The sequence below is a fragment of the Lysinibacillus mangiferihumi genome (genome assembly GCF_003049665.1).
Taxonomy (GTDB): domain Bacteria; phylum Bacillota; class Bacilli; order Bacillales_A; family Planococcaceae; genus Lysinibacillus; species Lysinibacillus mangiferihumi.
In genome coordinates, this window is the sequence record NZ_PYWM01000009.1 from 126,205 (window position 1) to 139,617 (window position 13,413).

The 13,413-nt window shown below is 33.7% G+C and carries 15 protein-coding genes, 1 pseudogene and 1 other annotated feature; of the genes and pseudogenes, 5 read left to right on the plus strand and 11 right to left on the minus strand.

Annotation, left to right across the window (positions count from 1 at the left end; translation table 11 throughout):
* Window positions 1-188: 188 nt before the first annotated feature.
* On the plus strand, window positions 189-530 hold the full coding sequence (locus C9J37_RS10910; RefSeq protein ID WP_107895362.1) for a hypothetical protein: 342 nt from the start codon (window positions 189-191) through the stop codon (window positions 528-530).
* Here the strand turns inward: C9J37_RS10910 and yeiL are convergent.
* On the minus strand, window positions 524-1,189 hold the full coding sequence (gene yeiL / locus C9J37_RS10915; protein ID WP_107895363.1) for a transcriptional regulator YeiL: 666 nt from the start codon (window positions 1,187-1,189) through the stop codon (window positions 524-526). The genes C9J37_RS10910 and yeiL overlap by 7 nt on opposite strands.
* A gap of 97 nt (window positions 1,190-1,286) precedes the next feature.
* On the opposite strand from yeiL, the gene C9J37_RS10920 reads away from it, so the two are divergent.
* A complete protein-coding gene (locus tag C9J37_RS10920; protein ID WP_107895364.1) occupies window positions 1,287-2,438 on the plus strand; it encodes an MFS transporter in 1,152 nt (383 codons plus the stop codon).
* A gap of 51 nt (window positions 2,439-2,489) precedes the next feature.
* On the opposite strand, the gene C9J37_RS10925 is transcribed toward C9J37_RS10920, so the two are convergent.
* Both C9J37_RS10925 and C9J37_RS28255 read right to left on the minus strand, forming a co-directional pair.
* The gene (locus C9J37_RS10925; protein ID WP_107895365.1) at window positions 2,490-2,726 is read right to left on the minus strand and encodes a hypothetical protein; all 237 of its coding nucleotides are present in this window, start codon (window positions 2,724-2,726) and stop codon (window positions 2,490-2,492) included.
* A 16-nt stretch (window positions 2,727-2,742) separates the two neighbouring features.
* On the minus strand, window positions 2,743-2,904 hold the full coding sequence (locus C9J37_RS28255; RefSeq protein WP_167397298.1) for a hypothetical protein: 162 nt from the start codon (window positions 2,902-2,904) through the stop codon (window positions 2,743-2,745).
* Between the two features lie 501 nt (window positions 2,905-3,405).
* Here C9J37_RS28255 and C9J37_RS10930 point away from each other — a divergent pair.
* Complete coding sequence (locus C9J37_RS10930) at window positions 3,406-3,984, plus strand: hypothetical protein (RefSeq protein ID WP_107895366.1); 579 nt, start codon at window positions 3,406-3,408, stop codon at window positions 3,982-3,984.
* Between the two features lie 382 nt (window positions 3,985-4,366).
* Here C9J37_RS10930 and C9J37_RS10935 read toward each other — a convergent pair whose 3' ends face one another.
* On the minus strand, window positions 4,367-5,806 hold the full coding sequence (locus tag C9J37_RS10935) for an aminotransferase-like domain-containing protein (RefSeq protein ID WP_107895367.1): 1,440 nt from the start codon (window positions 5,804-5,806) through the stop codon (window positions 4,367-4,369).
* 100 nt (window positions 5,807-5,906) lie between these two features.
* On the opposite strand from C9J37_RS10935, the gene C9J37_RS10940 reads away from it, so the two are divergent.
* The gene (locus C9J37_RS10940) at window positions 5,907-6,509 is read left to right on the plus strand and encodes a LysE/ArgO family amino acid transporter (RefSeq protein ID WP_107895368.1); all 603 of its coding nucleotides are present in this window, start codon (window positions 5,907-5,909) and stop codon (window positions 6,507-6,509) included.
* Window positions 6,510-6,701: 192 nt separating this feature from the next.
* Here the strand turns inward: C9J37_RS10940 and C9J37_RS10945 are convergent, their stop codons facing one another.
* From C9J37_RS10945 to C9J37_RS10980, 7 genes are all read right to left on the minus strand, one after another.
* Complete coding sequence (locus C9J37_RS10945) at window positions 6,702-6,899, minus strand: hypothetical protein (protein WP_107895369.1); 198 nt, start codon at window positions 6,897-6,899, stop codon at window positions 6,702-6,704.
* Window positions 6,899-7,840 carry an L-threonylcarbamoyladenylate synthase gene (locus tag C9J37_RS10950; RefSeq protein ID WP_107895370.1) on the minus strand — a complete coding sequence of 314 codons (942 nt, stop codon included), beginning with the start codon at window positions 7,838-7,840 and terminating at the stop codon, window positions 6,899-6,901. The genes C9J37_RS10945 and C9J37_RS10950 overlap by 1 nt, the downstream gene beginning before the upstream one ends.
* Entirely contained in the window at window positions 7,837-8,127 is a 291-nt protein-coding gene (locus C9J37_RS10955; protein ID WP_107895371.1) for a hypothetical protein, read from the minus strand. The genes C9J37_RS10950 and C9J37_RS10955 overlap by 4 nt, the downstream gene beginning before the upstream one ends.
* A gap of 477 nt (window positions 8,128-8,604) precedes the next feature.
* Entirely contained in the window at window positions 8,605-9,351 is a 747-nt protein-coding gene (locus C9J37_RS10960; protein ID WP_107895372.1) for a hypothetical protein, read from the minus strand.
* A 795-nt stretch (window positions 9,352-10,146) separates the two neighbouring features.
* Window positions 10,147-10,385 (minus strand) — a binding site (T-box leader).
* A gap of 233 nt (window positions 10,386-10,618) precedes the next feature.
* Complete coding sequence (locus tag C9J37_RS10970) at window positions 10,619-11,563, minus strand: DUF3221 domain-containing protein (protein ID WP_107895374.1); 945 nt, start codon at window positions 11,561-11,563, stop codon at window positions 10,619-10,621.
* Window positions 11,556-12,071, minus strand: a complete 516-nt coding sequence (locus C9J37_RS10975; RefSeq protein WP_107895375.1) for a sigma-70 family RNA polymerase sigma factor — start codon at window positions 12,069-12,071, stop codon at window positions 11,556-11,558. Before C9J37_RS10975 ends, C9J37_RS10970 begins: the two co-directional genes overlap by 8 nt.
* Before the next feature lie 69 nt (window positions 12,072-12,140).
* Complete coding sequence (locus C9J37_RS10980) at window positions 12,141-12,581, minus strand: Lrp/AsnC family transcriptional regulator (protein ID WP_107895376.1); 441 nt, start codon at window positions 12,579-12,581, stop codon at window positions 12,141-12,143.
* Between the two features lie 141 nt (window positions 12,582-12,722).
* Here C9J37_RS10980 and C9J37_RS10985 point away from each other — a divergent pair.
* Window positions 12,723-13,307: pseudogene (locus C9J37_RS10985) on the plus strand (DJ-1/PfpI family protein).
* Window positions 13,308-13,413 lie beyond the last annotated feature (106 nt).

Below are 13,413 nucleotides of genomic sequence, written 5' to 3' on the forward strand. Positions count from 1 at the left end.
TGAGTACGTGTTTTTCTCTAGAAATTATACAAGTTTTCTATGATTTCTATACATATATGGCATGAATACGGTTACAAATTACTAAAAAACAAGTAGAACTTTTAAGTTTTCGTAAAAGCCATGTAAATCAAGACTTTTTACTCGCTAGGTCTTGTACAATATAAATAACGACGAAGGGGGCATGATGAATGAAAGGTTATGGTTTCTCACCTAGTACAACGAAGGTTTTTCTAAAAAACGATAAACAAGCCAAACAGCAATCGAACTCGGTATTCGTTAGACAATTGAGAATTCCCATTGCAACAAACAAAAAATCTACAGCAAAAAACCTCATCAATCACCAAACGGCACTAAAAGTAGCTTATTTTGTAAATATGCCTTTAGCACCGATAAATGACCTTCCTAACAGTATCATAAAAAATGGTTACACATTCCGTAACTGCTACCATAGTGAAAAGCAAATAGCCCGCTGGCTCGTTAAAAAAAGTGAGTACAACAGAGCAAGACACAAACTCCATCATTATTATTGAATTTCTTGCGCTAATTGCATCAGACGTTGCTCATCCATAATATGATAGCCATTCTTTTTCTTTTGTAAAATGTTAGCTTCGCAAAATTGAGCAAGAACATATAGTAAATGCCGATAAGAGACCCCCAAATATTCACATATCTCTGTATGTTTTTCTTTATAAATGCCTTTGTCAGATGATAGCTGGATAAAGGCAGCTAACCGATTTTCCAGTGGATAAGCCTGATTTTGCGTATACTTAGATGTCATTTTGGAAGCTTTTTCCCCTAAAAAGACACATAATCGACGTAAAAATGGCGCATCTGCTAATAACATGTCTTTGCATCCCTGCGTCGCAATGGATAAACAGATTGTCTCTGTCACCGTTTGAATCCCCTTTGTATACCTCGCCTCATTCAGCAATTCAATTTCTCCCATAAAACATGGCGCTTCAATATATTCAATCAGTGATACCTTTCCATTTTTATGTGTCATATACAATTTTGCTTTGCCTTCCATCATATAGTACAGCGTATCTGGAAAAGATCCTTCTTTAAAAATCCATTCCCCTTTGTCAAATTTACATATTTCTATATAAGGATGAATATTAAACGAAAAAAAATCTTCAATTTGAAAGTTTTCGATATAGTAAGAACGTTCTTCACCTGTAAGTTTTTGCATTTTTTAAGGACTCCTGTTCAAAATATGAGATATCTCACATTATTGTAGCGAGGAACGTGCTATTATTCAACATAGTTAAATGGAGGTACCAAATTTTATGAACAATCAACGATGGCTTTCTCAAAATTTCTTTGCTTTTTTTATTACATGGGGTATTTTCTTACCTTATTGGACAGGTTGGTTAGTCGATACAAAGCACCTTACTGTATCTCAAGCGAGTGTTGTAATGGGCTGCGGTCTTTTAGCACGTGCAACATCGAATCTATTTTTCTTTCCAATCCTTGCAAAATATGTGCACAATAAACGACTGATTACGATATTAGCAATTGGTGCATTGCTGACAGCTTTACTTTATATTCCAAGCACAAGTTTTATCGCTCTTCTTTTCGTTACCATTTTATTTAGTATTTTTTACCCTGCTCTATTGCCTGCCGTGGAAAGTAGTGCGGCAACGCTTGTACAATATGGCAATGTCCATTACGGTAAAAGTCGCTCTTACGGATCATTTGGCTTTGTTATCGCTGTACTTATAATTAGTATGTTAACAGGCGTTTTTGGGAAGGATATTATTTTTTGGAGCATGATTTTAGGGATTATCGGGATGTTATTCATGCAACAAATGGCAACACCAAAAGAATTACTTATTGTACCTACGAAAGAACAACGTGCAAAATCACTATCAATGAAAACATTATGGAGCATTAAAGGGTTTCCGATTGTATTATTGATCGTTATTTTATTACAAGGTGCCCATGCATCCTACTATAGTTATGGCTATATTTATTTAGAAGATTTACACGTCGATCCATTCTATATGGGGATGATTATTAACATTGCGGTTGTTTGTGAAATTTTATATTTCATGAAAGCTGATACACTGTTTACGAAATGGCGCTCCTCTTCACTATTACTATTAGCAGCTAGTGGATCTTCGTTACGTTGGTTACTCATCTTCCTCTTTCCTAACGTTTGGGTATTTATCGGCTCACAAGTATTACATGCCTTATCATTTGCATTAGCACACTTTGCCTTTATCGGCTATTTAACAAAGAACTTACCGAAGGAACAAATTCCTAATGCACAAGGCTTATATTCAGCACTGGCAATGGGTTTAAGCACTGCCATTCTCACATTTTTAGGCGGCTATTTATACGAAATATCCCCTGGTCTCGCCTTTGCGGCGATGCTGATTTGTACAGTGCCGGCTATTGGTATATTGCTAGCTACTCGTAAAAGATTCCAGTACTAAAATTAGAATAACCCCAATGGTTTGATTACCATTGGGGTTTTATTATGTAAACTATTTTTCATTGATTTTATGCAAAGTAAACCCTCTAACCAATAACAGAATACCTAAGATAAAGAAAACGATACTGAAAAGAAATAATACATAGCCAGAATCAAAAAAAGAATTATAGAAAGTTTCCTGACCTACATACGTTAAATTTGAGACACTGATAGCCGTAACAATATACTGAGTTGAAATTAAAATAGCTGCAATAACTAAAAACAGTGACCCTACAATTTTATCTTCCATATTTACACCTCATGCATTATTGAAGATTTTTCTTTTTGTAAAAAAACCCTTCGAAGGTCATATATAACGCGACTGCAATCCAAAAGATAAATAACCATGTGTTATTTTCTTTAAGGTCTGTAAAAATTAACACTGCACCTAACAACGTTATAAGTATTTTAATGATTAGTTTCATCAAAATAACCACTCCTCTCTATCGATAGAAAAATAAAGATATGCCCGAGCAACTACAAATTAACATTTCCAAACGTAAAAATCAACATTATATGCACGCCAGTACCTTTTTTAGAATAAACCCGTCATTTTGTTTGACCTATAAAAGTACCATTTCAATTATTGAAAATAAATAATTGCATATTTTTGGTACACTCACAGAATTTCTCGCTTACTTATAACGCTGAACATACCAGTAATGCTAGTATGTAGTAGCGTTTGTCCTCATATGAAATTTTCAAAAAAAAGAAGTTGAAATTACTCTGATTTTTCTTAAAATAAATTATATATAATTTATTTTTTTAGGGAGGAATCTATATGGAATCTATTCTTTTACCTCGTAACTAGCTATTAATTTTCTCGTCACTTTCCTTATCGCTCCAGCTATTCTACCTAAAAACCGTCAAAAAGCCAACACCACTATTTCACATGAAAATATACTAATGAAAGGGAAAAGAGGAATAGTATGACTTCGAAAAAAAAGTCGATTGTAACAATTGTTTCAATGTCTTTAATTTCAAATTTAGTTATTGTGCCATTTAACCCTAGTAATGCTAAAGCAGTGGAAAATACAAATATAGTTGAAGCTACTGACAATGCGATATTTTCTGAACAACAGCTTGAAGAAGTTCAAATTATAGCAGATCATGTATCTTTTGAAAGAAAAGATGGTGTTGGTGTTTTTACACTTTCTAATATCGCTGAGATGAAGATAAAATTACAAAACATTAATTCTTTCATTACTGCTGATGAAATAAGTTTTGCAATAGCAGACATAAATACTAAATTAGCTGACGAAAACGGAAATGGTGAAACGACAGAATTACTCGTTAAATCTAGAAATCTTATTCAATATGGAACCGAGTCTGCACCACGTATCGTAAAAAGATCATGTAGTAATTGGGTAGGTGGTTTAGGACTTGCCCATACTGCTGCTGTTACAGGAGCTGGTGTGTTATTAGGTATTTCAGGACCAGTAGGTTGGGCAGTTGGGACCGGTATGGCTACTGCTTACTATCTAGGTACACTGGCATGCCCAAACTAAAAACTTTTTTTAGAACATACCAACTTTCTGTTAATTTTTCAACTATCTATATATTTACCTGTCTAACAATGTATAATATTACACAAGCTATCTATCCTACTGTAATACTCTTTATTCTAATGGTGTTAAACATCTTTTCTTTTGAATATTTTTTGAGTCGTAAATACGATACTCCTCAAAAAAGAGCTATTCCTGTAACTTTATATTTTATAATATCTGGTATTCTATCTATTTTAGGATATTTATGGCTAACAGGTAATTGATAATTTACTAGAGTAGCAGATGCCTATCCAAAGTGGTTGAATATAATTGAAAGTGTTTTGCATTGTTATTTTATCAATGTAAAACGCTTTTTATTGCTTTAACTATCAATTTTAGTAAATTACTCCCCGTTTTTCGAATGCGACTTAGCTACTTGAACCAGCATCTCTATTCCATATTGCAATTCTTCTGGTGTTGCATACGCATATGAAAGTCGAATATGCTGTGTATCTTGCGCATCATAAATATAGCCTGGGTTAATCAGAACATTGTACTGCAATAACTTTATAAAAAATGCTTTATCTACGATTGGTGCGTGAAATTTTAGCCATATATAAAATCCACCTTTTGATTGTTCCCAACTCGCAATGTCTTTTATTTTTTCATGTAATAACTGTTCAACAAAGTTTGCCCGCTGCTGAAGCGCTTGTCGTAAACCAACTATATGGCGTTCGTACTTTCCTGATTGGAGCCAATGCAAAACAATTTCTTGCGAGATAGCACTTGATCCATAATCTGTTTGCATTTTAATATCCGCTAAGCGTTCGATTACTGTTGTTGGTCCAATTAACCAACCGATGCGCAGTCCAGGACTAAGTGTTTTGGAAACACTGCCGATATATAAAACTTGTCCGCTATCATCCAGTGATTTTATAGATGGGGATCCTTCATTGAAAAGTAATTCATGATAGACATCATCTTCAATAATGGGAATGCGGCATTGTTTACAAGCCTCGTAGAGTTGCTTTTTTTCTAGCGATGTCCAAACGCCACCAGTTGGATTATTTAACGTAGGCACAGCATAAAAAACAGCCTGCCTTTTTCTTTTCTTGTGCGCTAATGTTTGGGCAAGCCCTTCATCTCGGTCAATCGCCATCATTTGCATCCCGACAGATTGGAATGGATGAACAGAATTTAAATAAGACGTTTGTTCCTGAAATACGATGGAACCTTGCTCTAGCAAACCAACTGCAACAAGCTGTAATGCTTGTAGTGCCCCCGAAACAATGCAGACATTTTCAGGTTGTGCCTGTATGCCTCTTTTTTGTACATATTGGCAAATCGCTTCCCGCAGTTGTTTGTTACCTTGCGGAGATGAATAACCTAACGCTTTCGGTAGTAAGGAGATTTCCTTTAAGGATGCTTCTATTTCTCTAGTAGGTAATAAGCTTGGCGCTAATTCCCCTGTTCCTAAGCGAATGATACTATCCCGTTGCTCATATTCGTTGATTAATTGAATCGTATGATAATTTGGTTTGTGGAGACTTGTTTCTATGTAGGTTTGCCAATTTGGTTGTCTTTGTTTAATTAATGTGTGCCAAGAAGTATTTGCAACATAAATACCTGAGCCTATCGTCGTTTCAAGTATGCCCGCTGCCTTTAATTCCTCTAGTGCTTGCTGCACTGTACTGCGGTTAACACCTAATTGCATTGCGAGTTGCCTTTGCGTTGGTAATTTCGTTCCTGCAACCCAATCCCCTCGTTCAATGCGCTCTGTAATCCATGTTACAATTTGTTGTTGTAATGTACGATTTCCTTGTCGAGTTGGTTGCCAGTTCATATGTTCACCTCGTAAATTGGGTGGGTAAAATGCCATCCAATTGGTCGTTTTCTTTTAGTTATAGCACAGGTAGAATGTGAATGGAAAGGAGGGATTGTCATTGGAGGCATTTCTGCATGGTATGATTTTAGCATTTGGACTTATTTTACCTTTAGGTGTACAAAATGTTTTTGTCTTTTCACAAGGAGCTACGCAACAACGTTTAATATTAGCCCTACCAGCTGCTATTACGGCAGCACTTTGTGATACTTTATTAATTTTGCTTGCTGTTTTTGGTTTATCCGTTATTGTCTTGCAATTTGAATGGCTACGGCTTGTCTTAATGGGTGTCAGAATTGTATTCCTTTTATATATGGGCTATAGCATTTGGCACTCGGATACGACAACTAGTCAAAAGAGCGAAACGTTGCCCGTTAAAAAACAAGTTTTATTCGCGCTGTCCGTATCCTTATTAAATCCACATGCTATTTTAGATACAATTGGTGTGATTGGCACCAGCGCATTAAAATATAATGGCACAGAACAAGTACTCTTTACAGCTGCATGTGTGTTCATTTCGTGGTTGTGGTTTTTCGGTCTAACATTGGCCGGTGCTTCTTTCAAAAAGCTTGATGGCTCCGGCAAGCTGATGAATTTCTTCAATAAATGTTCAGCAATTTTTATTTGGGCAACTGCTATTTATTTACTGACTGGATTACGTTAATCACGTACATAATTTAGATTTCATTAATTTTACAACGTTTTGCGTTAAATGAATTAAGATTTAATAAGCTTACCTTTTATATTTACAATGTCGGTCGCTCCAAGTCGCCTATTATACTTCTCTAAATTTCATTAAGGCCCCCTAGATGGAGTGGTCTTAATGTTTTAAAATCTTTAATTTAGAGTAATTTTTCTATATTGCTCTATAATCAAGTCCAACTTGAGCTAATACTTTGTCATTACCATTACATAAAATAAATCTAAAATGTGGAATTTGCTTAAAATAAATCCTATTTTCAGGGTATACTTCGAATGATTCTATAAGTAATTGTTGTAATTGTTCATATGTTGATTGATTTAGATTATAATCATAAACTTGTTTAATAATCATTAGTCCTCCAAATTTATATATGTCCTATGGGCTAGCATGCTGATTTTTTCATTAAATAATTTATCAGCATAGCTTATTGGTTCTCTCATTTCTGCGACAATTAACTTAACTCTATTACTTTGTATAGAATTAATAATATCATATAAATTTTTTAAGGCTTCTTGGGAATCATCACTTATGATAATCACATTTTTAAGATTCGATAATTTTGATTTTTTAGTTGTTGATTCTCTAACTAACCAAATGTAATCTTCATTTGTATAGTGGAAATGGTATTCTTCTAATTGTTTTGTAGTAGTCAGTAAAAATTTAATATTCCCTTCCAATGAATAATATATTTCTGATTGTTCATCACTTACAGTTTTCTTTAGGATAAATTCAATTTCTTCTTTAGCTATGATTCCATGCCTGATAATTTTATAGTTTTCACTAGCTGACATATCTAAAATAGTTGATTCGATACCGATTCTTGGTTTTCCTCCATCTAAAAAGAATATGTCTGATTGCGAAAAATAACTCTTTGTTTTCTCGATATTGGTAGAAGCTAATAAACCTGAAATATTTGCAGAAGTACCGGATATAGGAGAACCAAAATTCTCAATAACTCTCAAAGTTAAACTATTATCAGGCATTCTAAACCCTATGTTCTTTTCCTCACTTATTGATTTTAAAATAAATGTTATTGGACCTGGCCAAAAATATTCCATTAGAAGCCTAGTATCTTCTGAAATATAAGCTAATTTACTTACCATATCTATACTAGAGACATTTAAAGCAAGAGGCTTATGTACAGACCTATTTTTGATTTTATACAGTTTTTTTACTCCTTCAATATTTTGAGAGTCCACTCCAATTCCGTAAACCGTTTCTGTAGGATAAATTAATAAATCCCCTTTTTTTAACGCAGATACAGATTTTTCAATAAGGACTTCCTCATTCATCCTATTTCCACCTCGTAAATTTGATCTTGTTTTACATTTAGTTTTGTAAGGTAATCTCGAACTAGTTTTAAAGTACTTTTATGAGGTTTAAAATGACCGGATTCATTATTAATTAAAGCACCTGCTATTTTATTATGACTATCTTTAATTATTCCAATCTCTCCTGCTGCTTTTACCCTGTCAGTCTTATATTCTAATAATAAAGGATGAATCAATGATGTTTTTTTATGTGAAGTATTAATATAAGATCTCTTAACAATTAATTCTGTCGATACAGGAACATCCATAATCCTTTAACTACGTTTTGTGCTTTATGAATTTAATCTTAAAGTGTTTAACTTTTTATAAAAATATCAAAATTTACAATATTGGTCGCTTTTTATTCACCATAAGCCCCTTCATCGTTTCTTTAAAGAATTCACGAACCATTGGGTGAATTGCTAGAATTAGTTCTGATTTTGCGTCTCATTAATATATTCTATAATTAGAATTTTCCGAAAAGAGATGATATTATTTTTATAACCTTTATTTACTTTTTTTAGTTAACTACATTTAGGGTAAGGTGGTGTTATCTTGAAAAAAGACATAATAAAAGTAGTATTAGTTTTTAGTATTGGTTCAATTTTAGTACTATTGGTTCCCTTTCTATTTTAATTATTATTTTAGTATTTCTGTTTGACAAAGACGAAACAACAAGAAGCATATTATTTTACGCTTCTTGTTGTTTTGAAAAAAGCTTATTTTCTAAATCTTGAATCTATCAGTTATTTTTTAAAACATGCAATTACTGCGCCAATATTAGCCCCACCTATCGCAAAAACTCCGGCAATACAAGGTACACAAAGTGGTACTACACCACCTGCACAAGCGCCTATGCAAGTTGTTGCTACGATTCTAGCAACAACCAAATCAATTAAAAGTACACTAGAAAGGCAAAGTGCCACTTCTGCTATGCCTCGTGTTTGTATAATATTTTTACCTAAAGGAAGATTTTGAGCTTTATCTATGACTTTCGGTACTTCACTGTTGCTTATATATTCTATATCTGTTATTTTTTCATATATTTTCATTCCATCAGTAAATACAGAAATTGCAACTGTATTCATCCGACTCTTTGTTATTAACGTCTCACTATAAGTTAAAATTTCCCCATTTTGAATAATTAGGGTTAAATTGCTTATAGGATTATAGTTACTGGATGTAATGGGGATTGTTGAAATTGTATAAGTATCATTATCAACAAAAACTTCACCAATTTTAATTTCATCATAATTTAAGTCATTATTTGGAACATTACTGAGGACGCTTTTATTAGCTATAGCATCAAGTGTTATATCTTTAATTTCCTGAATTTTAACAGGGTTTTTTACAATCGTTATCATTTGTGCAGTTTGACTTAAATTAGCAAAGTCATTAGTTTGAGCATTTGTCTCCAAGGCTGAACTAGATAATGCAAATACAAAAAGTATTAACACCACCATTACTTTAATAGCGTTATGGCATTTTTTCATTTTAATCTCTCCTTCTCAATTTTTTAGAAGTCTCACCTATATCCCTATTACCTTCAGGATTAAGTCAATTACAGGTTCATCTAAAATTAATAAATCCGGTTTAAGATTAAAGCTAATGCTAGTCCCAATATCTTTGTTTCATTTCTAAAGAAAATTCAGAAAAGTATTTTATTATATTAGTAAGTTCTACTAACTTTAGTATTTCTGCAATTTACTCTATATTGGTTCTCATTTCTCTAAAAAAAGCAGGACGTTCAATCAAAGCACCTATATTAGGAAGCCTTTTTTCTGAATAGCTATATAATAGCCCTTTAGTTGCTGTTATTTATCCAGTCATTATTTTAAACAAAGTTGATTTCCCTCCCCCATTTTTACCAATAACAGCACAAAATTATCTGGAAATTATTTCAAAGACATTCTACTCACCCTCTTTGAAAATGAATATTATTTTTTATCAGTATAAAATGTTTTTTCAAGATGAAAAGTGTCTATTTTTTGAATTTTCCGTGAACTGTGCGCTATCTTGAAAACACTTAATTATAAAAATCCTATTGTGGCAAGCTATCTATTTATCGGTGGAATATTTATATTTTTAGGTTTTTCTCAAGGTTTAATCTTCTTTCTAATAGGGGCACTTTCTACTGTTGTGGGCATTAAAAAAAACAATAAGCTTTCTTAAATAAAGAAAATATCTTAGTACTAAACATTGTTTAATTTATAATTATGTTGTCACCTTGCATGTAAATTCCTCCTATACAGTCGTGTATAAAAGGCATACAAAAAACCCCGTCCCAAGTAAGGGACGGGGTTAACCGCGAATACCACCCTAATTCTATTGAAAACCGCTCAATAGCACTTAGCAACGTACAATCATACGTGTTCTTTTTAACGGTAGACACCCGAATTAGCTTACTTTATTCAGCTAATCTTCTCAGAGAGGATCTTCATGAAACATTTGCACACCGACTTCCACCAACATGTCAGCTCTCTGTAGAACAAAATGTAACACTACTCTTTCTCATCAACGAATTTGTAAGCTTTTATTGTGACTCATCGTAACAAATCGCCATTCACTTGTCAATATTTAGATATGATGCGATGCTGTGATGAAGTGCCGTATACTGAGGATTGTCACGGTTTGAAAAAATATTATCTTAAAAATAATTTCCAGTTAATTTGTATTACTCAATAGAATTTACTGTTAAATGGAAATATTTATGTCCATAAGAAAAACAGCTTATACTTGTAAGCTGTTTTTTTAGGGGTGCTACTTTGAAATTTCAATCTCCTCCAAATTAGCAACAAAATCATATTGATTTAATGGTGCTTGCCAATTGTACGTGACATTTACACTTTGTCCAATTGCAATTTTATCCTGTACTTCCTGAAGTGGAAACCAGACTCCATTCGTGTGTTTATTAATGATTTCTTCATTCGATAATTGCCCGATTTCCTCTTGTAATGCCCCTGTCACAACTAAAAATCGGTCTTCCTCCATAGCAACAACTGTCCCATATTTGTATTGTGTAGACATGTTAGGTTTAGACACGTTGTATTTGTTTTCTAAATAAGCAATTTGTTGGCCATATTTAGCAGTGAAATAATCCATCGCTTCTTTTTTTACAGCCGAGCGAGCATGTATTTGAAAACTACTATCAAATTTCCGATAATATTCCTTCATTAATTCTGCATGTGCGACTATTTTGACTGCATTAACCCCAATATATTTTTCGTAATATTCATTAGGAGATAGCTTTAGCTTTGCAAGCATTTTCTTCATTTTCATATCATTTTTAATAGCATTTATAAATTGTTCCCGTTCATAAAGTTGCCGCTCAGTAATTGCGGTTTGGCTAAATTTTATACCTTTACTTACTGCATAAGCATAATAGGCATCAAACTCGATTAATGTTTGAAAGTTAAGACTAGTAAATTGGCTTTCATCTGTCTGTCCAGCATCATGAAGAATCATATCATATATTGTTTCATCCAATATCGGTACAGCATTTGCTGATAACTTGTCCCCATTGTTGACTTGTGTGTATATAAATAACCCTATACATATTGTCAGGATTACAGTATACATACTATACTGCCCGCGTCTCGATGGCTTTGAGATGGCACGATGTTCAATTTGCTTTACTACATTTGTCATCACACGTTTTTTACTTTCTGTTAAATCTCTTATTACTCGTACATCCATTTTACTCATGTAGCAACACCTCCCATTCAATATGCTCTAGCTTTGGCTTTAATAATTTACGTCCTCTGCGCAGCCTTGTTTTCACTGTACTGTCAGGGATGCTTAGAAGCTTCGCAATTTCAGCAACAGGCATGTCTTCAAAGTAAAAATAACTTAGTACCTCTCGTTGCTTTAATGGTAGTGAGAATATAGCATTTTCGATTAACGTTTGTTCATCTTGCTGAACGAGCATATCCCTTCTTGAGATTGTCTGCTTGGCAAAAATTTTCTGTTGCACTTGAATTTTGCGATAAGTCCAACTACGTAAATAATCTTTACTTTTGTTCATGACAAGCCTCGATAAATAAGCTTTTAATTCTCCACGTTCTTCATATTTTTGCTGATTGTCATAGAACTTAATAAACACATCCTGAACAATATCCTCTGCTTCTTGTAGGTCCTTTACATAATAAAAAGCAAGACGAATAAGTCGTTCCGTGTGCTGTTCCATTATTTCTTCTAGTTCCTTTACTTGCAACGTCTCGCGCCCCTTTCTGTACCCTATAAACGGTGCTCAGAAGCGAAAGGTTTGTTTTTTAGGGAATTATTATTGTTTTTCATCAAAAAAAGGAAGAACCATCGTTTTTTCTGTTGAAGATAACACGATATTTGTAGAGGGTGTACCATAAGGCATTGCAGCATCAATAAACTGCTCTAATGTTTCGACAGAGTAAGTTGCGAGTTTAACAATATAACTAATTTCACCAGCTACTCGGTAACATGCCAAAACATCTGGATGGGCATTACAAAAGTCTGACAGGCTTTTACAGTCAATGGACTTAAACAAAACAATCGCTTGAATGGAGCGATCCATTTTCTTAAGATTTACTTTCGTTGTATAGCCTTCGATACTGCCCTGTTCTTCTAGTTTTTTAACGCGTTCGATGACAGCTGGTGAAGATAAATGAACGATTGTCGCTAGCTCCTTCATTGAGATTTTCGCGTTTAATTGTAATTGGCGTAAAATTTCTGTATCGATATTGTCCATTAGAATCCACCTTTTTTTATTAATTGTTTTTTAACTAATTCCTTTCCTTATAAGGAAAATAGACTTAATTACATTATATAACTTCTGTTATTCAGTTACTCCATTTATTACAATTAAAGCACTAAAGGAGGCATCAAGCATATGAAAAAAATCTTACTACTTTTAGCAAACGGATTTGAAGCGGTAGAAGCAAGTGTCTTTACAGATGTGCTAGGCTGGAACAAATGGTAGGGAGATGGCACAACAGAGGTTGTTACAGTTGGATTACATAACAAATTACAATGTACATGGAATTTTCAAGTTACGCCCGAAAAATTATTGCATGAAATTGCACTCGAGGACTTTGATGCACTCGCGATTCCTGGAGGTTTTGAAGAAGCGGGTTTTTATGATGATGCTTTTAGTGAAGCATTTCAACAAGTTATCCGCCATTTTAACGAACATAAAAAGCCCATTGCGACGATTTGTGTAGCATCGCTCGCTTTAGGACATAGTGGCATTTTACAAAATAAGATGGCAACTACTTACAATCACCCAACAAGTAAACGATTAGGTCAGTTACAATCTTATGGAGCAGAAGTTATCAACGAACGGATTGTTCGCACAGAACACATTATTACCTCTTCAAATCCAGGCACTGCGTTCGATGTCGCCTTTCACTTACTCGAAATGCTTACATCTACTCCAAATACATTAAAAGTAAAAGAACTAATGGGATTTAAATAATCATTTTTATGAAATAGGGTCAGCTTATATTGCTTTCGTCCATTCACTGTGCGAAGCCATATAAGAAGGTCCTATTTATTTTATATGACGAGTTATATTAAAAGCT